Source organism: Radicibacter daui, assembly GCA_030657355.1.
In the GTDB taxonomy this organism is placed as follows: Bacteria; Pseudomonadota; Alphaproteobacteria; order Radicibacterales; family Radicibacteraceae; genus Radicibacter; species Radicibacter daui.
Genome location: CP131056.1, coordinates 540,937 through 562,913 on the forward strand (window position 1 = coordinate 540,937; position 21,977 = coordinate 562,913).

The 21,977-nt window shown below is 64.0% G+C and carries 22 protein-coding genes and 1 pseudogene; 16 read left to right on the plus strand and 7 right to left on the minus strand.

Annotated features, from left to right (window positions below):
- Window positions 1-139 precede the first annotated feature (139 nt).
- Window positions 140-1,123, plus strand: coding sequence for an aldo/keto reductase (locus tag QTL98_RS02585; RefSeq protein ID WP_445680676.1), 984 nt, complete (start codon window positions 140-142; stop codon window positions 1,121-1,123).
- A gap of 63 nt (window positions 1,124-1,186) precedes the next feature.
- Window positions 1,187-1,603: an MAPEG family protein gene (locus QTL98_RS02590; RefSeq protein ID WP_445680677.1), complete on the plus strand. Its 417-nt coding sequence runs from the start codon at window positions 1,187-1,189 to the stop codon at window positions 1,601-1,603.
- A 30-nt stretch (window positions 1,604-1,633) separates the two neighbouring features.
- On the opposite strand, the pseudogene QTL98_RS23445 reads toward QTL98_RS02590, so the two are convergent.
- The 3 genes and pseudogenes from QTL98_RS23445 to QTL98_RS02605 all read right to left on the minus strand — a co-directional run.
- Window positions 1,634-1,825, minus strand: a pseudogene (locus QTL98_RS23445) (YqaE/Pmp3 family membrane protein); the annotation flags it as partial.
- A gap of 123 nt (window positions 1,826-1,948) precedes the next feature.
- Window positions 1,949-2,245, minus strand: coding sequence for a metalloregulator ArsR/SmtB family transcription factor (locus QTL98_RS02600; RefSeq protein WP_445680678.1), 297 nt, complete (start codon window positions 2,243-2,245; stop codon window positions 1,949-1,951).
- Window positions 2,246-2,322: 77 nt separating this feature from the next.
- On the minus strand, window positions 2,323-3,201 hold the full coding sequence (locus QTL98_RS02605) for an MBL fold metallo-hydrolase (RefSeq protein WP_510637528.1): 879 nt from the start codon (window positions 3,199-3,201) through the stop codon (window positions 2,323-2,325).
- 115 nt (window positions 3,202-3,316) lie between these two features.
- Between QTL98_RS02605 and QTL98_RS02610 the strand changes: the two genes are divergently transcribed.
- From QTL98_RS02610 to QTL98_RS02620, 3 genes are read left to right on the plus strand one after another with little or no spacing between them, the layout of a single operon-like run.
- On the plus strand, window positions 3,317-3,772 hold the full coding sequence (locus tag QTL98_RS02610) for a YeeE/YedE family protein (RefSeq protein WP_445680680.1): 456 nt from the start codon (window positions 3,317-3,319) through the stop codon (window positions 3,770-3,772).
- Window positions 3,772-4,200: a DUF6691 family protein gene (locus QTL98_RS02615; protein WP_445680681.1), complete on the plus strand. Its 429-nt coding sequence runs from the start codon at window positions 3,772-3,774 to the stop codon at window positions 4,198-4,200. The genes QTL98_RS02610 and QTL98_RS02615 overlap by 1 nt, the downstream gene beginning before the upstream one ends.
- Before the next feature lie 7 nt (window positions 4,201-4,207).
- Entirely contained in the window at window positions 4,208-5,023 is an 816-nt protein-coding gene (locus QTL98_RS02620) for a sulfite exporter TauE/SafE family protein (protein ID WP_445680682.1), read from the plus strand.
- Between the two features lie 4 nt (window positions 5,024-5,027).
- On the opposite strand, the gene QTL98_RS02625 is transcribed toward QTL98_RS02620, so the two are convergent.
- Together QTL98_RS02625 and QTL98_RS02630 are read right to left on the minus strand one after the other, a co-directional pair.
- On the minus strand, window positions 5,028-7,844 hold the full coding sequence (locus tag QTL98_RS02625; RefSeq protein ID WP_445680683.1) for a [protein-PII] uridylyltransferase: 2,817 nt from the start codon (window positions 7,842-7,844) through the stop codon (window positions 5,028-5,030).
- A gap of 126 nt (window positions 7,845-7,970) precedes the next feature.
- Window positions 7,971-8,879 carry a DMT family transporter gene (locus QTL98_RS02630; protein ID WP_445680684.1) on the minus strand — a complete coding sequence of 303 codons (909 nt, stop codon included), beginning with the start codon at window positions 8,877-8,879 and terminating at the stop codon, window positions 7,971-7,973.
- Between the two features lie 279 nt (window positions 8,880-9,158).
- Here QTL98_RS02630 and QTL98_RS02635 point away from each other — a divergent pair, with 279 nt between their 5' ends.
- Window positions 9,159-10,064 carry a helix-turn-helix transcriptional regulator gene (locus QTL98_RS02635; protein ID WP_445680685.1) on the plus strand — a complete coding sequence of 302 codons (906 nt, stop codon included), beginning with the start codon at window positions 9,159-9,161 and terminating at the stop codon, window positions 10,062-10,064.
- Window positions 10,065-10,067: 3 nt separating this feature from the next.
- Here QTL98_RS02635 and QTL98_RS02640 read toward each other — a convergent pair whose 3' ends face one another.
- Complete coding sequence (locus QTL98_RS02640; protein ID WP_445680686.1) at window positions 10,068-10,595, minus strand: chromate transporter; 528 nt, start codon at window positions 10,593-10,595, stop codon at window positions 10,068-10,070.
- Window positions 10,592-11,170, minus strand: a complete 579-nt coding sequence (locus tag QTL98_RS02645) for a chromate transporter (protein WP_445680687.1) — start codon at window positions 11,168-11,170, stop codon at window positions 10,592-10,594. The genes QTL98_RS02640 and QTL98_RS02645 overlap by 4 nt, the downstream gene beginning before the upstream one ends.
- 124 nt (window positions 11,171-11,294) lie before the next feature.
- Between QTL98_RS02645 and QTL98_RS02650 the strand changes: the two genes are divergently transcribed.
- The 10 genes from QTL98_RS02650 (at window position 11,295) to QTL98_RS02695 (ending at window position 21,973) form a co-directional block, all read left to right on the plus strand.
- Window positions 11,295-12,212: a LysR family transcriptional regulator gene (locus tag QTL98_RS02650; protein ID WP_510637529.1), complete on the plus strand. Its 918-nt coding sequence runs from the start codon at window positions 11,295-11,297 to the stop codon at window positions 12,210-12,212.
- A 120-nt stretch (window positions 12,213-12,332) separates the two neighbouring features.
- Window positions 12,333-13,229: a helix-turn-helix domain-containing protein gene (locus QTL98_RS02655; protein WP_445680688.1), complete on the plus strand. Its 897-nt coding sequence runs from the start codon at window positions 12,333-12,335 to the stop codon at window positions 13,227-13,229.
- A gap of 167 nt (window positions 13,230-13,396) precedes the next feature.
- Window positions 13,397-14,458 (plus strand): maleylacetate reductase, encoded by a 1,062-nt coding sequence (locus QTL98_RS02660; protein ID WP_445682221.1) that lies wholly within the window; start codon window positions 13,397-13,399, stop codon window positions 14,456-14,458.
- A gap of 64 nt (window positions 14,459-14,522) precedes the next feature.
- Window positions 14,523-15,842 (plus strand): ABC transporter substrate-binding protein, encoded by a 1,320-nt coding sequence (locus QTL98_RS02665; RefSeq protein ID WP_445680689.1) that lies wholly within the window; start codon window positions 14,523-14,525, stop codon window positions 15,840-15,842.
- Between the two features lie 15 nt (window positions 15,843-15,857).
- Entirely contained in the window at window positions 15,858-16,580 is a 723-nt protein-coding gene (locus tag QTL98_RS02670) for an ABC transporter ATP-binding protein (protein ID WP_445680690.1), read from the plus strand.
- A gap of 12 nt (window positions 16,581-16,592) precedes the next feature.
- A complete protein-coding gene (locus QTL98_RS02675) occupies window positions 16,593-17,294 on the plus strand; it encodes an ABC transporter ATP-binding protein (protein ID WP_445680691.1) in 702 nt (233 codons plus the stop codon).
- Between the two features lie 12 nt (window positions 17,295-17,306).
- Window positions 17,307-18,176, plus strand: a complete 870-nt coding sequence (locus tag QTL98_RS02680; RefSeq protein ID WP_445680692.1) for a branched-chain amino acid ABC transporter permease — start codon at window positions 17,307-17,309, stop codon at window positions 18,174-18,176.
- Window positions 18,177-18,182: 6 nt separating this feature from the next.
- A complete protein-coding gene (locus QTL98_RS02685; protein ID WP_445680693.1) occupies window positions 18,183-19,331 on the plus strand; it encodes a branched-chain amino acid ABC transporter permease in 1,149 nt (382 codons plus the stop codon).
- Window positions 19,324-21,072, plus strand: a complete 1,749-nt coding sequence (locus tag QTL98_RS02690) for an FAD-dependent oxidoreductase (RefSeq protein ID WP_445680694.1) — start codon at window positions 19,324-19,326, stop codon at window positions 21,070-21,072. The genes QTL98_RS02685 and QTL98_RS02690 overlap by 8 nt, the downstream gene beginning before the upstream one ends.
- 1 nt (window position 21,073) lies before the next feature.
- Window positions 21,074-21,973, plus strand: a complete 900-nt coding sequence (locus tag QTL98_RS02695) for an intradiol ring-cleavage dioxygenase (protein ID WP_445680695.1) — start codon at window positions 21,074-21,076, stop codon at window positions 21,971-21,973.
- Window positions 21,974-21,977 lie beyond the last annotated feature (4 nt).

A 21,977-nucleotide genomic window follows, 5' to 3' on the forward strand; every position in this document is an offset into this window, starting at 1 on the left:
CGGAAATTGGTTTTCTTGTCCGTATAAATGCCGGTTTCCGGCGGGGCTTTGATGCGTCGCGGCAGCTGGCGCGGTTGCTGCCCGCACCCGGGCGCTTTAAACAGAAGAAAAGAAAGGCAGCTTCCGGGAGGAAAACAGGATGAACTACCGCAGATTCGGCAAGACCGGCTGGCAGGTGTCGGAGATCGGCTTCGGCGCCTGGCAGATCGGCGCTTCCTGGGGTGATGTGAGCGAGGCGGATGCCGTCGCCGCCCTCAATGCCGCCATCGATGGCGGGCTCAATTTCATCGACACCGCCGATGTTTATGGCGATGGCCGCTCCGAGCGCATCATTGCCAGCGTGCTGAAGCACCGTAAGGAGGACATCCGCGTTGTCTCCAAGGCTGGCCGCCGCCTGCCGGCGCAGGCACCCGAGGGCTATACGCGGGAAAATCTCACCGGTTGGATCGAGCGCACGCTGAAGAATCTGGAGATCGACACGCTCGATCTCGTGCAGCTGCATTGCCCGCACCCCACTGTCTATTACCGGCCGGAAGTTTTCGGGTATCTCGACGACCTCGTGACGGCCGGCAAGATCCGCCACTACGGCGTTTCGGTCGAGCGGGTGGAAGAGGCGGTGAAGGCGGTCGAGTATCCGGGCGTTGCCTCGGTGCAGATCATCTTCAACATTTTCCGCCAGCGCCCGGCGGAGCGCTTCTTCGCGCTGGCGAAGGAAAAGGATGTTGCCATCCTCGCCCGTGTGCCGCTCGCCAGCGGTCTGCTGACCGGCAAGCTGAATTCAGCAAGCCAGTTTTCCGCCGATGACCACCGCAACTTCAACCGCCATGGCGAAGCCTTTGACGTGGGCGAGACCTTTGCCGGCGTGCCGTTCGAGGTTGGTCTCGAGGCGGTCGACGCGCTGCGTCCGCTGGTGCCGGGCGGGGCGACCATGGCCCAGTTCGCCCTGCGCTGGATCCTGATGTTTGACGCGGTATCGGTCGTCATTCCGGGCGCGCGTAATGCCGCGCAGGCTGCGGGCAATGTTGCGGCCAGTGCGCTGGCCGCGCTCTCGCCGGACGTGATGACCAGAGTGGCAGATATCTATGCCCGCCTCATCAAGCCGCACGTGCATCAGCGCTGGTAAAGGCGGCTGCTTTTCTGCAGCCCGTCCGCCGGCCTTGCCGGTCTCCTTGTCAGGAACTTCCAGATGGCCCCTGCCACCCTGCTGCCCGTTACCCTGCTCTATGCCGGCCTGCTCGGCCTCCTGATGATGGTGCTGGTGCTGCGCGTCAGCCTGATCCGGCGCGGACGCAAGATCGCGTTTGGCGATGGCGGCGATGTCGAGCTGGCAAGCCGCATCCGCGTCTTCGGCAATTTCACCGAATACGTGCCCATGCTGCTCATCCTGATGGGGGTGCTGGAGCTGGATGGCGCGCCGGTGCTCTTCCTGCACGGGCTTGGCATCCTGTTTGTTGCCGCGCGGGTGCTGCATGCCCTCGGCCTGCATGCGGCGGATTTCTCCCGCTCGCGCATGCGTTTGCGGTCGCTGGGCGCGGCACTTTCCATGCTGTGCGTTCTGGCCGCCTCGCTGGCGGCGGTTGCGCTGTGGTTGCGGGCGGCCTGAGGCCGCCCGTTTCTGCTGCCCGGCCTGGTTGCTGCTGCCGCCAAGCGCCCGCTCGATCTTGCGGTCGGTGTTGTACTGGCTAAGGGCGTAGACCGACCAGATCGCAGCCGGCAGCCAGCCGATGATCGTCAGCTGCAGGATAAGGCAGATGATCCCGGCAATCGGCCGGCCGATGGTGAAGAACTGCAGCCAGGGCAGGATCAGGGCGAGCAGCAGGCGCATACGGCAAGGTCTCCGCTTTTCCGGTGAGGCCGCCCGGATCGGGCGCTCTCTACAGCAAACCGTAGTTCTGCTGTTTCCCGCCCGTCAATTATGCGGCTGAAAAGCAGGCTTTTGCGGGGCGTCTCAGCTCTTGCAGTAAATGCCGTAGAGCACATTCAGCACTTCGGTCGCCTCGGGGCTGGCCAGGCGGTAGAAGATCTGCCGCGATTCCCGGCGTGTTTCCACAAGGCCGTCTTCGCGCAGCCGCATCAGATGCTGCGACAGGTGCGGCTGGCGCAGGCCCAGCAGCTGTTCCAGTTCGCCGACCGACTTTTCACCCGTCACCAGCTGGCACAGAACCAGCAGCCGGTGTTCATTGGCCAGCGCCTTTAAAAGCTCGGCCGCCCGCCCGGCCTGCTGCTGCATGAGTTCGATTTCCATTGCCCTATTTCGGCCGCCGGGCGCGTCGAGATCAAGGGAAAGCGGCATGCTGCCTCCGGCAATATCGGTGAACGGGATCACAGGCGGTTTACCGGGATCTTCAGATAGCTGACCCCGTTTTCCTCCGGCGGCGGCATGTGGCCGGCGCGCATGTTGACCTGTATGGAGGGCAGCAGAAGTACCGGCATCGCCAGTTTGGCATCACGTGCTTCGCGCAAGGCGATGAAGTCCTTCTCCTCAGTGCCGTCATGCAGATGGATGTTGGCGCGCCGCTCCTCCCCGATGGTGGTCATGAAGCTCGGGTCACGGCCGGGCGGCGGATAATCGTGGCAGAGGAAAAGCCGCGTTTCGTCCGGCAGGGCCAGTAGCCGACGGGTCGATTGCCAGAGTGTGTGCGCACTGCCGCCGGGAAAGTCGCAGCGAGCGGTGCCGACATCGGGCATGAAGATCGTATCGCCAACAAAAACGGCATCTCCGACCACGAAGGCAAAATCCGCCGGTGTATGGCCGGGCACATGCCAGGCTACGGCATCGAGGTCTCCGATGGCGAAGTGCTCATTATCCTCGAACTGATGGTCGAACTGGCTGCCATCGGTGGCAAAGCCATGTTCGGCATTGAAGATGGTGCGGAAGATTTTCTGCACCGTCCTGACCGGGCTGCCGATGGCCGTACGTCCGCCGAGTTTGCCCTTGAGATAGGGCGCGGCGGAGAGATGGTCGGCATGGATGTGCGTTTCCAGATGCCACTGGGTGGTGAGGTGGTTCCTGCGCACGAAATCGATGAGGGCATCGGCCGAGCGGGTATCCGTGCGGCCTGATTTGGGGTCGTAGTCCAGCACGGAATCGACAATCGCGCAGGCCGTGCCGGGGCCGGCATGGATCACGTGGCTGACCGTTGAGGTGGCCGGGTCGAAGAACGATTGAACCTGGGGCCGTTGCAAATCGCTCATGGCCATTTCTCCGCTGAGGACGGGCCGCAGGGGCGGCCGTTGGGTATCAATATATTCGTATTGAATATAATATCAATATGGAATATGTAAGAAGCATCCAGTCCCCCATACGGTCTTGAAGATGGAACATTTCACTCCCCTCCCGGCGCTTGCCGGCGGCCTGCTCATCGGCCTTGCCGCCGCGCTGCTCTTCAACCTGCAGGGGCGGATAGCAGGCATCAGCGGCATCTTCGCCGCGGGCCTTTCCGCGCTCCTGCGCCGCACCTGGGATGAAGCCGCCTGGCGCTGGGCGTTTCTCATCGGGCTCGTGCTCGCCCCGCTGGCCCTGCGTCCGGGAACCGGTGAAGGCGCTCTTGAGGTCTGGCTGCCGGCTTCGCCGACCCCGACCGGCCTGCTGGTCGCCGCCGGGCTTCTGGTTGGCTTCGGCACAGCGCTTGGCAGCGGCTGCACCAGTGGCCATGGCGTCTGTGGCCTTGCCCGGCTTTCCCGTCGCTCCTTTCTGGCCACGGCGCTGTTCATGGTGGCGGCAGCTCTCACCGTTTTCGTGCGGCGTCACCTTCTGATGGCAGGTTTCTGATGCTCGCAATCTTCTCCGGCCTGCTCAGCGGGCTTGTCTTCGGGGCCGGCCTTGTGATCTCCGGCATGAGCGATCCGGCCAAGGTGCTGGGTTTTCTCGATGTCGCCGGCAACTGGGACCCGAGCCTTGCCCTGGTCATGGCCGGAGCGATTCCGGTTGCCGCTATCGGCTTTGTCCTTGCCCGGCGCCGGGGCAGCTCGCTGTTTGGTGAGCGCCTTAACTGGCCCACTCGTAGCGACCTTGATCTGCCGCTGATTGTCGGCGCCATCCTCTTTGGCATCGGTTGGGGTATTGCCGGCCTGTGCCCGGGCCCGGCGCTGGTGCGCCTTGCTTCCGGGCGAGAGGAGTCGTTGGTCTTTGTTCTCGCCATGGCTGTCGGCATGGGCGGGGCCACGCTGCTCATGCGCCTCGTTCAAAAGAAAGGCTGACCCCGCGGTGCCGTTTTTGCCTTCAGCTCCCGTTATCGCCCTGTCGCTCGCTTCCGGCAGTCTTGTCGGCTTTTCGCTCGGGCTTATTGGCGGGGGCGGCTCTATTCTGGCTGTGCCGCTGCTGCTCTATGTTGTGGGCATCAGCGATCCGCATGTTGCCATCGGCACCAGCGCACTGGCCGTGTCGGTCAATGCCTTCGCCAATCTTGGCCTGCATGCCCGGGCAGGGACGGTCAAATGGCGCTGTGCGCTGTTTTTCTCGTTCTTCGGCGTGATCGGGGCTTTTGCCGGCTCAAGCCTTGGCAAGCAGCTTGAAGGTGACCATCTGCTGGCAGCCTTTGCGGCTGTCATGCTGGTGGTGGCGCTCGTCATGCTGCGCAAATCCGGCGCTGCGGTGAACGCTGCCGGCGGCAAGGCCGATGTTCATTTGACGCCGCGCATGGCGCCCAAGCTCGGCAGCTTCGGGTTTCTCACCGGTTTTGCTTCCGGCTTCTTCGGCATTGGCGGCGGCTTTCTCATTGTGCCCGGCATCATGGCGGGCAGCGGCATGGCCATCCTGAATGCCATCGGCTCGTCGCTGTTTTCCGTCGGCAGCTTCGGCCTGACCACGGCCCTCAACTATGCCGCTTCGGGCCTTGTCGACTGGCCGGTGGCCGGGCTCTTCATCGCCGGCGGGGTTGTCGGCGGGCTTGCCGGTATGCGCCTCGCCCTGCGGCTTGCCGGCCGCAAGGGCGTACTGATGCGCATCTTTGCCGGCGTCATCATCGCCGTGGCGCTTTACATGCTTGTGCGCGAAGCGCTGCCGCTCTTCACCGGGGCGTAAGGGTTCAGGCCGTTTCGCTCACCGGGTCGGCCAGCACCTCTTCCAGCGCACTGCGCACCTGGTTCAGCTTGCCTTCATGCGCGATCTTCATGCCGAAGACGTCGCGAACATAGAACACGTCCACCACATTGGTGCCCCAGGTGCCGATCTTGGCGGTGCCGATCTGGATGTTGAGGCGGGTGAGGGCACGCGTCAGCTCATAAAGCAAGCCGATACGGTCGCGGCCATTGACCTCGATGACGGTGAAATTCTTCGACGCCGTGTTGTCGATGAGCACGCGCGGCTCGGTGGCGAACAGGCGCGATTTGGAGCGCATGGCCTGACGGCGCTTGGCCAGCTCGGTGTCGATACGCAGCCGGCCTTCCAGCGTCTTTTCGATGATCTCGGGCAGTCGGGAGAGAATCTGCGGCCCGTCCGGCGCCTCGCCCTGCACGTCCTGGATGGTAAAGACGTCCAGTGCCATACCGTTGGTGAAGGTGAAGATACGTGCGTCGACGATGCTGGCGCCCGAAGCGGCAATGGCGCCGGCCAGCCGGTTGAAAAGGCCGGCATGGTCCTGGGTATAGACGGTGACGGTGGAGACGCCGCGGCGCTGGTGCACCTCGACATCTACGGCCAGCCGCTCGCCGCTGCGCTCGGCCTTGCGGATGAGCCCCGCCTGCTGGGCCAGCGTTCGTGCGGGGAAAGAAAGCCAGTAACCCGGATATCCCAGCGCCTTGAACTTCTCGATCTGCTCGTTCGTCCAGGGACTGTCGCCTTTTTCAGCCAGCAGCAGTTCGGCGGCCTCCGCCTGCACCGAGGCCACGCGCCGGTCGGTCGTCTCCTGGCTGAGGTTGCCGGTGAGATAGTCGTTGGTCTGGTTGAACATCTGCCTGAGCAGCGTCGCTTTCCAGGCATTCCAGCGCCCGGGGCCGACGGCGCGGATATCGCAGGCGGTCAGGATCAGCAGCAGGCGCAGGCGCTGGGGGGAGCGCACCAGCGTCGCCATGTCGGCAATGGTCTTGGGGTCTTCAAGGTCGCGTTTCAGCGCGGCGTCTGACATGGCGAGGTGCCAGCGCACCAGCCAGGCCACCGTCTCCGTTTCTTCGGGTGTAAAGCCCCAGCGCGGGCAGATCTTCCGGGCCACGCGGGCGCCGAGAATGGAATGGTCGCCGCCGCGCCCCTTGGCGATATCGTGCAGGAACATGGCGGCGTAAAGCGCCCGCCGGCTCGGCTTGTCCTCGCGGATATGCTCGAAAAGCTTGGTCGCCAGCGGCAGTTCGTCCTTGACGCTGCCCTTTTCGATATCATGCACATTGCTGACGGCGATGAGCGTATGCTCATCCACCGTGTAACAATGGTACATGTCGTACTGCATCTGGGCGACGACACGGCCGAAATCGGGAATGAAGCGCCCCAGCACTCCGGCCTCGTTCATGGCCCTGAGCGTCGGCATCGGGTTCTGCTCGGAGGTCAGGATGTCGACGAACCAGCGGTTGGCTTCCGGATCGTTGCGGACCTTGTTGCCGATATTCTTGAGATCGCGCGAGATGAGGCGCAGCGCCGTCGGGTGAATATCCAGCCGGTCGCGGTGCATGATCCAGAACAGGCGGATCATGTCGCGCGGCTCGTCCTTGAAGTGGCGGTCATTGCGCACGGAAAGGCGCCCGCCCTCATTGGCAAAACCGTCGATCTCGCTCTGCGCGGCCGAGCGGCGCAGCAGGCTGAGGCGCGGCGCGCGCTTGGTTTCGCTTTCCAGATGCGCACACAGCACGCGGGTCAGGTCTCCCACATCCTTGGCGATGAGGAAGTAGTGCTTCATGAAGCGCTCGACGCCCTGCGTGCCGGCATGGTCGGTATAATGCAGGCGGTCGGCGATGGTTTTCTGCACGTCGAAGGTCAGCCGGTCTTCTGCCCGTCCCGTCAGGGCGTGCAACTGGCAGCGTACCGTCCACAGGAAATCCGCCGCCTTCTCGAACCGCTGCGATTCCTCGGGTGTGAAGACGCCTTTTTCCACCAGCGCGGCGCCGTTGTCGGCGCGGTAGGTGAACTTGGCGATCCAGAACAGGGTGTGCAGGTCGCGCAGGCCGCCCTTGGCTTCCTTGATGTTGGGCTCAAGCACATAGCGGCTATCGCCAAAGCGCTGGTGTCGCTCGTCGCGCTCCAGCAGCTTGTCGCGGATGAAGTTTGCCGCTCCACCCTGCATTATTTCTTTATCGTAACGTTTTCGCAGCTCGGTAAAAAGCGGCTGGTGCCCGGCGATATAGCGCGCTTCCAGAAGCGCGGTGGAGATGGTCAGGTCCTTGCGGGCCTGCTTCAGGCACTCCTCCACCGTGCGCACGGCATGCCCCACCTTGGGGCCCAGATCCCACAGCAGATAGAGGATGAACTCGACGACCTGCTCGATGCTGGAAGTGCGCTTGTAGGGCAGCAGGAACAGGAGATCGACATCCGATTCCGGGGCCATCTCGCCGCGCCCGTATCCGCCCGTGGCCACGATGCAGAACAGCTCGCCCGTCGTCGGGTTGGTCAGCGGATAGGCATGCGTGGTGGCGAAGCGGTAGATCGCCTGGACGAGGTTATCGACAAGGAAGGTGGTCTCATGCGTCGATTGCGGGCCGCCGCTGGTGCCCGTCTCCAGCCGGTGGGCTATTTCCGCCCGGCCCTGCTTCCAGTATTCGCGCAAGACCTCGAGCACCTGCTTGCGCCGTGCTTCGGGGTTTTTCTCACTGGCGGCAACCCCGTCCAGCGCGCCATTCAGCAGCGCCACATCGACGATGCTGGCGGGGCGGGCGACATGGGTGCTGCGGCGGCGGGGAGCGCGGGTGGTCACGACGTTCATGTCTGCTGACATGGGGGCAACTGGTGGGGCCGGTCAAGACCGCGAATGGTCCCTATCCATCTGGAAAGCCTTGGCAGGCAGCGGGCCGGGGATGCCGTCCTGCCGCCCGCAGGGCTTCGGACGTTTTCAGGGGGCTTTTGTCGCTACTGCTGCCTGCGGGGCGCGCTGCGGAAACCGGGCAAAGATCACCACATTGCCCATGAGGATGAGCGGCAGGCCGGCAATCGCCCCCGGCGTCCAGTGATATCCCTCCAGCATGGTGGAGACGACCAGGGCCACCAGCGGGAAAAGCACAGTGGCGTAGGCCGCACGGTCCGGCCCTACGCGCTTAACCAGCGAGAGATAGGCCATGAAGCCGATGACCGAGCCGGGGATGGCGAGATAGGCAAGGCTCCAGAAGAAGGCCGAGGTCACAGGCGTCGCAAAGCTGTGGCCGGTTGCCAGCAGGTAGATGCCCATGAAAAGTGTGCCCCAGGTCATGCCGCGCGCCACCGCATTGGGTAGGCCAGTGCCTGTGGCGGTTGCCCGCACGGAGACAAGGTTGCCGAGTGAGAAGACATAGGTGCCGGCAAGGGCAAGCCCGACACCAAGCGCCGTCTCGCCGCTCGCTTCCAGATGGGTGAAGGTTTCGCCGAAGAGCAGCGCGATGCCGCCGATGCCGAGCGTGGCACCGGCAAGAGCCCGCGCCGTCGGCCGCTTGCCGAAAAAGACCCACTGGTTGAAGGCGTTGAACACCGTCGCCATGGTGAAGACGACGGAGACGATGCCGCTCGCGATATGCTGGGAGGCGCTGTAGATCAGCACGAAATTGAGCCCGAACAGCGAGGCACCCATGATGGCAAACCAGCGGTGGCGCCTGAGCGGCACGGCCTCCAGCTTGCGCAGCAGGGCCAGCAGCAGCCACATGACGAGCGCGGCAGCGGCAAAGCGCCAGAAGATGGAAAGCTCGGGCGGGATCATCTCCACCTGCACGCGGATGGCGTACCAGGTAAAGCCCCAGGCGGTGACGATCACGGCAAAGAGAAAGGCGGTCATGGTGGCGGCTCTGTCGAAAGTAAAAGGCGCCAGCTTGCGGCTGGCTGCCGGTTATTGCCGGACAATGCGCCCGGACCCGCCGCGGCGTCTGCCATAAGGCGGGGGATTTTTGTCACGATCTTGCGGGAAAGTGTTTTTGTCCCGCGCCTCCGGTGGGGTGCTGTGGCCTGCGGCATTGTGCCGGCGGGCGAGCGGGTGTTTTCTTGGGAACAGACCAGTCCATATTTTTGCAGGAGCATGGCCGGTGGTCCCGAGAGGAACTGCCGGCAGCCTTGAGCAATGAACAACCCGGCGAATGCCAACCTCGATAACCTGACGGTCTTTGCCGAACTCAAGGGCAAGGGCGTGCCGCTGCGCGCCTCCGCCCGGTTTGGCGACGGGCTGGCGGCTGCCTTCTGGCAGCGGGACGAGGTGGTGATCACCAATTACGATGCCCCGAATCATCACACCCTGTCGCTTTATGTCGAAGGCGGTAACGGCTTTCGCCGGCTGGACAAGGGCGCAGCCGCGGCCGCCGGTTCCCGTTCCGGCTGCCTGTGCCTGATGCCCGCAGGCCTTTCGACAAACTGGGAAGTGAACGGCCCGGTCGATCTATTTCATCTTTATGTGCCGGAAGCCGCCTTTGGCCGGGTGGTGCTGCAGACGCTCGATCTAGACCCGGGGCAGGTGTCCCTGCGTGACGAGACCTTTTTCCATGACGGCACGATCGAGGCGCTGGTGCGCTCGGCAGTACTGCCGCTCAGCTGGGATGAGCCGGCCGAGCGTATTGCCGTCACCCATACCGGTCAGGCATTGCTCGCCTATCTTGCCGCCCGCTTTACCGAACGCGGTCTCAAGCGCCTGCTGGCACGCGGCGGCCTCAGCCCGCGAGTGCTGAAGCGGGTGGCCGAGTATGTCGATGCCAATCTGGCGGCGGCTATCGCCATCGAGGATCTGGCTGCTGTGGCGGAGCTGAGCCCCTTCCATTTCGCGCGGATGTTCAAGCAGTCAACCGGCGAAAGCCCGCACGGTTATGTCACCCGTCAGCGGCTGGAGCAGGCGCAGCGCCTGCTGAAGGAGGGCGCCCTGCCGCTGGCGGAAGTGGCGCTTGCCTGCGGCTTTTCCAGCCAGAGCCATTTCACCCTGCGGTTCCGGGAGCAGACGGGCATCACCCCGCGTCAGTTCGCCCTCGCCGCCGCCAGCTGATCGTCAGCCGCCGATACCCGCCAGCCCCGCCAGCGCGCCGGCTGCCAGCAGCCACAGCGGATGCCAGCGCGTCATCAGCGAGAAGATGGCGACCACGGCTGTGACCGTCAGCAGCGTCCATTGATGCACGCTGGCTTCGGTGATCAGCAGGGCGCTGGCCAGCACAAGGCCGATGGTCACCGGGGCAAGGCCGTTCTGGATGATCTTGCGCCACGGCGCATCCTTGAAGCGTTCCCACACCTGCATGACAAGCGCGGTGACGATCGAGGAAGGCCCGAACTTGGCGAGGGAGACGACCAGCGCACCCTGCCAGCTTGCCACTCGCCAGCCCACCAGGGTCGCCACCATCATGTTGGGGCCGGGCGCTGCCTGGGCGAGGGCGAAGAGGGCACTGAATTCCTGCGCGCTCATCCAGCCATGCACCTCCACCACCTGCCTTTGCATCTCCGGCAGCACGGTGTTGGCGCCACCAAAGGCGAGCAGGGAAAGTTCGGCAAAGATGCCGGCAAGGGCGATGAGGGTCGCGGTCACAGCCAGCGCCTCCACGAGAGGAACACGCTCACTGGCATCAGCACCAGCAGGGTCGGCAACAGCGGCAGGCGCAGCAGGGCCACGGCGGTAAATCCGGCCAGGATGACCAGCATGGCAACCGGCCGCTTCAGCATCGGCAGCAGCATGCGGATGGACATGGCGACCAGCAGGCCGGCGGCGGCGGCGGAAAGCCCGGCGAAGAGCCGCTGCAGGTGCGGTTCATCCTGGTAATGGCCATAGAGGATGCCGAGCGCGATGATGATGAGAGACGGCGCCGCGATCAGGCCGGTTACCGCAGCAAAAGCGCCGAGCGCGCCGCGGAATTTCAGCCCCAGCGCCACCGCCATGTTGATGATGTTGCCGCCGGGCAGGAACTGGCAAAGCCCCAGCATGTCGGTGAATTCCGCCGCCGTCAGCCAGCCGCGTTTTTCCACCATCACCCGGCGCGCCAGCGGCAGCACACCGCCAAAGCCCATGAGGCCGATGGAGAGAAAACCGGTAAAGAGCTCGCGCGCCGTCGGCCCCGGAGGCCGGGTTTCGGCAGCAACATCGCTGGTGGAGGTGGTCAGGGACATGGGGCGAGCCTTGGGGGAGGCGGCGGCCTTTTGAGAGCCGTCAGTACGCTTCCTTTTTCGCCCGGCATTTTTCAGATGTCCAATATATGATAATCTCAAAATCCATATGTTTTGAGTATGAAGTATGATTGAGCTGCGCCACCTGCGTTACTTCATCGCCGTTGCCGAGGAAGGGCATGTGACCCGCGCATCGGAGCGGCTTGGCATCGCCCAGCCGCCGCTCAGCCAGCAGATCAAGGCACTGGAGGAAGCTGTCGGCACGCCGCTCTTCATCCGCCATCCGCGCGGGGTGAGCCTGACGGATGCCGGTACGCGTTTTCTGGAAGGCGCACGGGCGACCATGGCGACGCTGGAAGAGACGCTGGATGCCACCCGCCGCACAGCCCGCGGCGAGCAGGGGCGCCTTGCCGTCGGCTTCACCAGTTCGGTTGCCTTCCATGCCATCGTGCCCGCTTCGATCAGCCGCTATCGCCGGCTTTACCCGCAGGTGTCGCTGGCGCTGGAAGAGAGCATTACCGCTGACCTGATGGATGCGTTGTTCGCCGGCCGGCTCGACATCGCCTTTGCCCGCCTGCCACCGGAAATCCCGCCGCATGTCCGGCTGGAGCCGCTGCTGGATGAGGAGATGCTGGTGGCTCTGCCGCCCAGCCATCCTTTGGCGGCCGGCGGGCCGGAGGAGCCCATCGAGCTTCTGCGCCTTGCCGAAGAGACCTTCATTCTCTATCGCCGGCCCAGCGGCCCCGGCCTATACGACACCATCATCGCCGCTTGCCGCAGTGCCGGGTTCAGCCCCCGGATCGGGCAGGAAGCACCGCGTATGCTGGCAACGCTCAGCCTCGTTGCCTCCGGCCTCGGCGTCTCCATCATCCCGGCCTCCATGCGCCGGATCGATCCGGGCGGCATTGCCTACCGCCGGGTGGCCGGGGCGCCGGGTCTCGTTGCCCCGCTCTATCTCATCTATCAGCCCGATACGCTTTCCGGCGCCACACGCCGGCTTATCGAGGTGGTGCGGGAAGAACTTCCGGGCCTTGCCGGCCACTAGAGGCTCCGCCGGATTGTTGTGCTTCCGGCATAGATCTGTTTTCCGGAATCTTGTTTTGCGCTTACCGAATTCCCTTTTATGCTCGTTTCCAGCTTCCGGTCGGAAAACAAGGAGGCAGACATGGGAGAGTTCGGTGTCCGGGAGACGCATGGCATCCTCCTTCGCAAGGAGAATGACTATGTGGCTTCCAGCGAAGGCCTTGGCTGGCAGTCCGCTTTTGTTTCCGCGCAGCGCGAGAAGCCATACGAGGATGCGTATGGCGCGGTGCCTGACCATCTGATCATCCTGCATCTGGATGGTTATGTGAAAGTCGATCGCTGGGTCGGTGTCAGCCGTGAAAGCCGGATGATTGCGCCTGGCGGCACCTTCATTGTGCCCGGCGGGATGGATTTTCGCGTCCGGCTCAACGATCCGCTGAGCACTGTGCATTTTTATCTGCGCCACAATGTGCTGCAGGAGGTGGCGGGCGAGCTATGGAAGGGTGATCCCGACCAGATCGAATATCTGCCGCGCATCGGCGATGCCGACCCGCTGATAGAGCGCCTTATCCTGTCGCTGCGTGACGAGCTGGCGGGCGGCAATGTGCTGGGTCATGCCTATGTCGACTATGTCGTGCGTCTGGTGGCGGCCCGGCTGATCCGCAACCACTCCTCCGCCCACCAGCGTTTTGCCGGGGCTGTGGCTACCACGGGTGACATCCAGCGCAAGATCGCGCGGGCGACGGAGTTCGTGCAGTCCCGGTTGCACCGTTCTATCCAGCTGGACGAGATTGCCGCCGAGCTCGAAATCAGCGTTTCCCAGTTGGCCCGCCTGTTCAATCGCGCGCTGGGGCAGCCGCCGCATCGTTTCATCATCAACCTGCGGGTCGCCCGGGCGCGAGAATTCCTTGCTACTTCCGACCTGCCGATTGCCGAGATCGCGCTCGCCTGTGGCTTTTCGCACCAGGAACACATGACGCGTATCTTTCGGCGCGAGATCGGTCTGACGCCGGCTGCCTATCGCCGCTCAATCTCCTGAGGAGCCACCCGTCAAGCACAGTCCGGCCAGCCTTCGTTGCATGCGCGGAACATGCAGGGTGGCTGATTGTTGTGTGCAGGATCTGCTTGCCGAGGCCGTGCATTCTTTCCGGCAATGGAGAGGCAGCCCGATAAGAAGCGCCTCCCACGCCGGGGAGTGGCGCCGAGATCATGCAGGGATTTACCTACGATGCCTTGCCGGGCCGGGTTGTTTTTGGCCACGGCACCTTCCGTCAGCTGCCTGAAGAGGTAGTCCGGCTGGGGCTCGAGCGTGCCCTGGTGCTGGCAACACCCCAGCAATTGCGTGAGGCCGAGCGGATCGCCGCCACCCTGGGCGGCCGGTCCGTAGGCGTTTTTGCCGAAGCCGCCATGCACACCCCGGTCGAAGTGACCGAGCGTGCCATGGCGGTCGTCGCGGCGCGCGGGGCCGACGGCGTTATCTCTATCGGCGGCGGTTCCACCACCGGCCTCGGCAAGGCCATCGCCTTGCGCTCCGATCTGCCGCAGATCGTGGTGCCGACCACCTATGCCGGCTCGGAAATGACGCCGATCCTTGGGGAGACTGCCCAGGGGCGCAAGACCACCCAGCGCAGCCTCAAGGTACTGCCGGAGGTGGTTATCTATGACGTCGACCTGACGCTGACGCTGCCCGCCGGCCTTTCCGGTACCTCCGGCATCAATGCCATCGCCCATGCGGTAGAGGCGCTCTATTCCCGCGATGCCAACCCGGTCATCTCGCTGATGGCGGAGGAAGGTATTGCCGCGCTGGCCCGAGCCTTGCCCGGCATCACCGCCGATCCGCTCGACAGGGCCGCGCGCAGCGATGCGCTCTATGGCGCCTATCTGTGCGGTGTCTGCCTCGGGGCGGTTGGCATGGCGCTGCATCACAAGCTTTGTCACACACTCGGCGGCACATTCGACCTGCCGCATTCCGAAACGCACACGATCATCCTGCCGCACGCCCTGGCCTATAACGCGCCGGCCGTGATGCCCGCGCTCGCCCGTATCGAGCGGGCGCTTGGCGGGCCGGATGCGCCGCGCCGGCTTTATGAGCTTGCCGCCACCGTCGGCGCGCCACGGGCGCTGCGCGATCTTGGCATGCCGGAAAGCGGCATTGCCGAAGCAGCGGCTATTGCGATGGCGAACCCCTACTGGAACCCGGCACCGCTTGAAAAGGAGCGCCTCGCCGCCCTGCTGAGCCGTGCATGGGAGGGGGCGCCACCCGCCTGATCCATTCAGCCGAACCTGCCTAAGCCGGCCGTCAGAGCCAACAAGATAAACAGGAGGAAACGTCATGAACCGGAGTTTTCGGACGGGCCTTACCCGCCGCAGCTTTATCCGCACCGGCGCGGCCGCCGGCATTGCCGCATCGTCGACCAGCCTCTTTACCCGTGCCCTGCGGGCATCCGAGCCCTTGAAGCTCGGTTATGTCAGCCCGCGCACCGGCCCGCTGGCCGCTTTTGGCGAAGCGGATGATTTCGTGATCAAGCGTTTCCTGGAGGCAATGAAGGGCGGCCTCTCCGTTGGTGGCACTACCTACCCGGTCGAAGTTGTGGTCAAGGACAGCCAGTCAAATCCCAACCGCGCCGCTGAAGTTGCCAAGGAACTGATCGTCGACGATGCGGTCGATATCGTGCTGGTGTCCTCGACGCCGGAAACGACCAATCCCGTTGCCACCCAGTGCGAGATTGAGGAGGTGCCCTGCATCTCTACCGTCGCACCCTGGCAGCCCTATTTTATTGGCCGGCAGAGCAATCCGGGCGATCCCGCGAGCTGGGCCCCGTTCAAGAGCACCTTTCATTTCTTCTGGGGCCTTGAAGATGTGATCTCGGTCTTCACCAACATGTGGGGGCAGCTTTCCACCAACAAATCTGTGGGCGGCCTGTTTCCCAATGATGGCGATGGCAATGCCTGGGGCGACAAGCAGGTGGGCTTTCCGCCTGTGCTCGACAAGCTGGGTTACAAGCTCACCGATCCCGGGCGTTTCCAGGACCTGACGGATGATTTTTCTGCCCAGATCGCCGCCTTCCGGTCGGCTGAGGTGGAGATTGTGACTGGCGTGGTCATCCCGCCGGATTTCACTACCTTCTGGAATCAGGCGATGCAGCGGGGTTTCAAACCCAAGATCGCTTCGGTCGGCAAGGCGCTGCTGTTCCCGGTGGCGGTGGAATCGGTTGGCAAAGCCGGCCACAACCTTTCCTCCGAGGTGTGGTGGACACCAAGCCACCCGTTCAAATCCTCGCTTACCGGTATCTCGGCGGCGGATATCGCCAGCGCTTATGAGCAGGATACCGGCAAGCAATGGACACAGCCCATCGGCTTTGCCCATGCCCTGTTCGAAGTGGCGGTGGATGCACTGAAGCGGTCGGCCGATCCCAAGGACCCGGGTGCCAATATCGAGGCCATCGGCGCAACCAACCTGCACACGCTCGTGGGGCCGGTACAGTTCGGCCAGGACAATGTACCGCCGTTCGCGCGCAAGAATGTCGCCAAGACGCCGCTTGTCGGTGGCCAATGGCGCCTCGGCAAGGACGACAAATATTCCATTATCGTCGTCGACAATCAGACGGCGCCGGAGATTCCCGCCGCCGGGCATATGGAGGCGATCGCCTGAGGGCGGCAACGATCCATGGCCAACCTTCTGGAAGTCGAGGAACTGCGTAAAAGCTACGGCTCTCTCGTCGTCACCGACAGCGTCTCGCTGTCGGTGGGCGAGGGGGAGGCGCTGGGCGTCATTGGTCCCAACGGTGCCGGCAAGACGACACTCTTTTCCCTCATCACCGGTGCGACCCGCCCCGACGCCGGGCGGGTGCGGCTGGATGGACGTGACATTACCGGCGTGGGGGCGGCAGGGCGCTGCATTGCCGGCGTTTGCCGGTCTCATCAAATCCCGCAGCCCTTCGAGAAGCTGACGGTGTTTGAAAACCTGCTGGTGGGTGCCTGTTTCGGCCGCGCCATGAGCGAGGCGGAAGCAACCGATCATTGTGCCGGCGTGCTGGAGCTCACCGGCCTTATCGCCAAGGCCAACCGCCCCGGCGGCTCGCTGACCCTGCTGGACCGCAAGCGGCTGGAACTGGCCCGGGCATTGGCGACGCAGCCGCGGCTGCTGTTGCTGGACGAGATCGCCGGCGGCCTTACCGAAGGGGAGTGCGAAAGCCTTATCGGCACCATTGCCGCCATTCGTGCCGGCGGCACCACCATCGTTTGGATCGAACATATCGTCCACGCCCTGCTGGCTGTGGTCGGCCGGCTGGTAGTGCTCAATTTTGGCCGCAAGATCGCCGAGGGGAATGCCCATGCCGTGATGGACCTTCCGGAGGTCCGTGAAATCTATCTCGGTTCTCCGGTCTGAAGGGCAGAGGCGATGGCACTTCTCGAAATCTCCGCCCTTGATGCCTTCTATGGCGATTTCCAGGCTCTGTTCGGGGCAAGCCTTCGCCTTGATACGGGCGAGGCGCTGGCCGTTATCGGCTCCAACGGAGCCGGAAAATCCACCCTCCTGAAAGCCCTCACCGGCCTGCTGCCGGCGCGGGCTGACGCTATCCGCTTCGACGGGGCAGCCATTGGCGGCCTGCCGGCGTCGGAGATCATGAAACGCGGCATTGCCATGGTGCCGGAGGGGAGGCGGCTCTTTCCGTCACTGAGCGTGGAGGAAAACCTGCTGATCGGCGGTTGGGGGCGCACGGGCACAGGCCACTGGTCGCTTGAAAGTCTTTACCGGCTTTTCCCGGTCCTGAAGGAGCGCCGGCACTCGCCCGGTACCGCCCTTTCCGGCGGACAGCAGCAGATGGTCGCCATTGGCCGAGCGCTGATGTCCAACCCGGCGCTTTTGCTTTGCGACGAGATTTCTCTTGGCCTTGCCCCGGTAGTTGTCCGGGACATCTACGGCGCCCTGCCGGCCATCCGGGCGGAGGGTACCGCCGTGGTGCTGGTGGAACAGGACATCGTGCAGGCTCTGGCCGTCTGTGACCGGGTTATCTGCCTGCAGGAGGGGCGGGTGACGCTGGAAGGCGAGCCGGCCGATCTCACGCGCGATGCCATTCAGCGCGCCTATTTCGGGCGCTGAGGAAGGGATGCCATGACCACACTTGTCGATATCGTGCTGCAGGGCGTCCTTCTCGGCGGTCTCTATGCGCTGTTTGCCGCCGGCCTCTCGCTGATCTTCGGCGTCATGCGGCTCGTCAATCTTGCCCATGGCGACCTCATCGTGCTCGCCGCTTTCCTCATGCTGGCGCTTACCCGGGTGCTGGGCCTGCCTCTGCCGGTCGCCGCACTGCTCTGCCTGCCGCTGATGTTCGCCATTGGCTATGCGCTGCAACGGCTGGTGCTTGACCCGGTGCTGGGCAAGGACATCCTGCCGCCCCTCCTCACCACCTTCGGCCTTTCCATCATCATACAGAACGGCCTGCTGGAAGGTTTTTCTGCCGATAGCCAGCGTCTGTCCGGCGGCGGGGTCGAGACGCTGTCACTCCCGCTGGGCGGCGGACTGGCCATCGGCCTGATGCCACTGCTCACGTTCCTTGCCGCCATTCTCGTCATCGTCGCCCTCAACCGGCTCTTCTACGCTACCGCCCTCGGGAGGGCCTTTCGTGCCGTGTCGGACGATCCGGAGATTGCACGGCTGATGGGTATCGACAACCGGCGGCTTTTCGCCGTGGCGATGGGGCTGGCACTTTCGGTTTGTGCGGTTGCCGCCTTCTTCCTCGGCATGCGCTCCAATTTCGACCCCACCATTGGCCCGGCACGCCTTCTCTTCGCCTTCGAGGCGGTGATCATCGGCGGGCTCGGCAGCCTGTGGGGCACACTGGCGGGCGGGGTGGTGCTGGGGGTCGCACAGACGGCTGGTGCTGCGCTTAATCCCGAGTGGCAACTGCTGGCCGGGCATCTGGTTTTTCTCGCCATTCTCGTGGCACGGCCGCGCGGGCTTTTCCCGCGCGCCACGGATTGAGGGCGGATGATGAGCACCGTTTCCACCCATCCCTCGGCTCAATCTTCTACTGCGCGCTATCTGGTCCGTACCCGGACGCGCCTTTCCGCCGTAGCCGGCGGTGCCGGGCTTCTGGCGGTGCTGGTGCTGGCCCTGCTGCCACTCACGGCAAGCCGCGGGCTTTTGCAGGATCTCTTCTATCTTTTCACCATGCTGGCGCTCGCCCAGTGCTGGAATCTGCTGGCCGGTTTTGCCGGGCTGGTTTCGGTCGGGCAGCAGGCCTATGTCGGGCTCGGAGCCTACCTGCTCTTTGCGCTTTGCCTCTGGGTCGGGCTCAGTCCGCTCCTTGCCATCCCGCTTGCCGGGTTGCTCTGTGCAGTCATCGCGGTGCCGTCGGCTTTCATTGTGTTTCGCCTGCGCGGGCCCTATTTCGCCATCGGTACCTGGGTCCTGGCGGAAGTGTTTCGTCTGCTGCTGGCGCAATTGCGCTCGCTGGGTGGTGGCACCGGCATGTCGCTGCCGCGCGAAGTGACGAACGAAGCCGGTTTTGTTGCCTGGACGGCGGAGCTTCTGCATGTGCGGGCGCCGGTGGCACGGGACATCGCCAGCTACTGGCTGGCGCTTGGCCTTGCTGTGCTCACCATCCTTCTCATCTATCGCCTGCTGCGCTCGCGGCCCGGCCTTGCACTCGCCGCCATCCGCGACAATCAGGGCGCCGCACTGTCGGTCGGGGTTGATGCCTTCCGCATCAAGCTCTGGGTCTATCTGGCGGTTGCCTTCGTCACCGGCATGACCGGTGCGCTTGTCTATCTGCAAAAGGCCCGCATCTCGCCCGATGCCGCCTTCTCCGTGCTCGACTGGACGGCGAACGTACTCTTCATCGTGGTAATCGGGGGTATCGGCACCATTGAGGGTCCGATCGTCGGCGTCATCATTTTCTACCTGCTGCAAAGCCAGCTTGCCGGCCTTGGCTCCTGGTATCTCCTGCTGCTCGGCCTCATTGCCATCGCGGTGATGCGCCTGTTTCCCGCCGGCCTCTGGGGCAGTCTTGCCGGGCGCTTTGACCTGCATCTTTTCCCGATCCGCCGCCAGCTGGTGCTGCGTGTGGGCTCCCTTGAAAACGGGCCGGCAACAGGCCCGTCATCCCATAAAAATCCCGGAGGAAACGATGATTGAAACTGATGTCCTGATCGTGGGGTCCGGGCCTGCCGGGGCCGCCTCGGCACTGGCACTTTCCACCTATGGCATCCCCAACGTGGTGGTCACCAAATATCGCTGGCTGGCCGATACCCCGCGCGCCCACATCACCAACCAGCGTACCATGGAGGTGCTGCGTGATCTGGGCGTGGAGGAGGAGGCGAACGAGAAGCGCGCCCACCAGACGTTGATGGGCAATAATGTCTTCTGCACCTCGCTGGCAGGCGAAGAGCTGGGGCGGCTTTATTCCTGGGGCAATCACCCGAACCGGATGGCCGACTACACGCTCGCTTCGCCCACCACCATCTGCGACATCCCGCAGAACCTGATGGAGCCAATCCTCATCAGCAACGCCGCGGCCCGCGGTTCACGCGTGCGCTTTGACAGCGAATATCTCGCGCTGACCCAGGATGCAGACGGGGTGACGGCCACCGTGCGGGACCGGCTCTCGGGCGAGGAGTACCAGATCCGCGCCAGATATCTCATCGGCGCCGATGGCGGCCGCTCCAAGGTGGCGGAGGATATCGGCCTAGCCATGGAAGGGCGCATGGGCGTTGCCGGCTCGATGAACATCGTGTTTGAGGCTGACCTTTCGCGCTACGTCGCCCACCGGCCAAGCGTGCTCTATTGGGTGCTCCAGCCCGGAGCCAATATCGGCGGCATCGGCATGGGGCTGGTGCGCATGGTTCGCCCCTGGCACGAATGGCTCATTGTCTGGGGCTATGACATCAACCAGCCGCCACCGGAAATGACCAACGAGCTCGCCGTCCAGGTGGCGCGCAATCTGATCGGCGATCAGGATATCCCCATCCGCATCAAGTCCTTTGGCTTGTGGACGGTCAACCACATGTTCGCGAAGGAAAATACCCGCGGACGCGTCTTCTGCATGGGAGATGCCGTGCATCGCCATCCACCCTCCAACGGGCTTGGCTCCAACACATCCATCCAGGATGCCTACAATCTTGCCTGGAAACTCGCCTATGTGCTGAAGGGCAAGGCCGACCCGTCGCTGCTGGAGAGTTATCAGGCCGAGCGTGTACCCGTGGCCAGGCAGATCGTCGAGCGTGCCAACAAGTCGATTGAGGAATTCGGGCCGATCTTCGAGAGCCTCGGGCTGCTCTCCACCAACGACCCGCAGCAGATGAAGCGCAATATGGAAGCGCGCAAGCAGGCAACGCCGGCCGCCGCCGAGCAGCGCGAGAAGCTGCGCAAGGCCATTGCCTTCAAATCCTACGAGTTCAACTGCCATGGCGTGGAGATGAACCACCGCTACCGCTCCGCCGCCGTGGTTGCCGATGGCACACCGGAACCGGCCTGGCGACGGGATCCGGAGCTTTATTATCAGGCCACCACCTGGCCAGGGGCGCGCCTGCCGCATCTGTGGCTGGAGCAGGAGGGCAGGCGTCTCTCCACACTCGATGTCGCCGGCAAGGGTCGCTTTACCCTCCTGACCGGTATCGGCGGGGAAGCGTGGGTTTCGGCTGCTGCCATCGTTGCCTCGTCCTTCGGTATCGAGATTGCGGCCTATGTAATCGGTCCCGGCCGTGACCTCATCGATATCTTTGGAGACTGGGCGGAGATGCGCGAGGTGGGGGAGGCCGGCTGCGTGCTGGTGCGGCCCGACCAGCATGTCTGTTTCCGCGCTGACGGGCCGTCTGATGAGGCGCGTACCGTTCTGCAGCAGGCGCTCACCAAAATACTCGGCAAGGGGGCGAAGTAACATGGCCAGCACTGCTCAGCCCGCCGCGCATGAAAGCGGCTATTTCACCGAGGAAAATTCGGCCGATGTGGTCATCGCCCGCATGGCCGGGGCGAAGGACCCGCGTTTCGTCGCGCTGATGTCATCGCTCATCCGCCACCTGCACGCAGTGGTGAAGGAGATAGAACCCACGCAGGCGGAATGGATGGCCGCCATCGATTTTCTGACCCGTACCGGTCAGATCTGCAGCGACTGGCGCCAGGAATTCATCCTGCTTTCCGATGTGCTCGGCATCTCCATGCTGGTCGATGCCGTCAACAATCGCAAACCCTCCGGCGCCACGGAAACGACGGTGCTCGGGCCCTTCCATGTCTCCGATGCACCGCGCCGGCCGCATGGCTTCGATATCTGCCTTGATGGCAAGGGCGAGCCGCTGCTGGTCAGCGGCCGCGTCACCGATACCGAAGGGCGGCCAGTTGCCGGCGCCTTGCTCGATGTCTGGCAGACGAACGATGAGGGGTTCTACGACGTGCAGCAGAAGGGCATTCAGCCCGATATGAATCTGCGCGGCATCTTCGCCACCGATGCGGATGGTCGTTACTGGTTCCGCTCGTCCAAGCCGCGCCACTACCCCATCCCGGACGACGGGCCGGTGGGGCAGTTGCTGGCAGCGATGGGCCGCCACCCTTACCGGCCTGCCCACATCCATTTCATCGTCGCGGCGCAGGGGTATGCGCCCATCACCACGCACATCTTCACGCCGGATTGTCCCTATCTGCACAGCGATGCCGTGTTCGGGGTCAAGGCCAGCCTGATCGGCGATTTCCGCCGTGTAGAAGCGCCACCGGCATTGACGGCGGGGCAGCCTGGCCGCCAGCCGGAATGGGAAGTGGTGACGGACTTCGTACTCTCCCGCGCCTGACCGG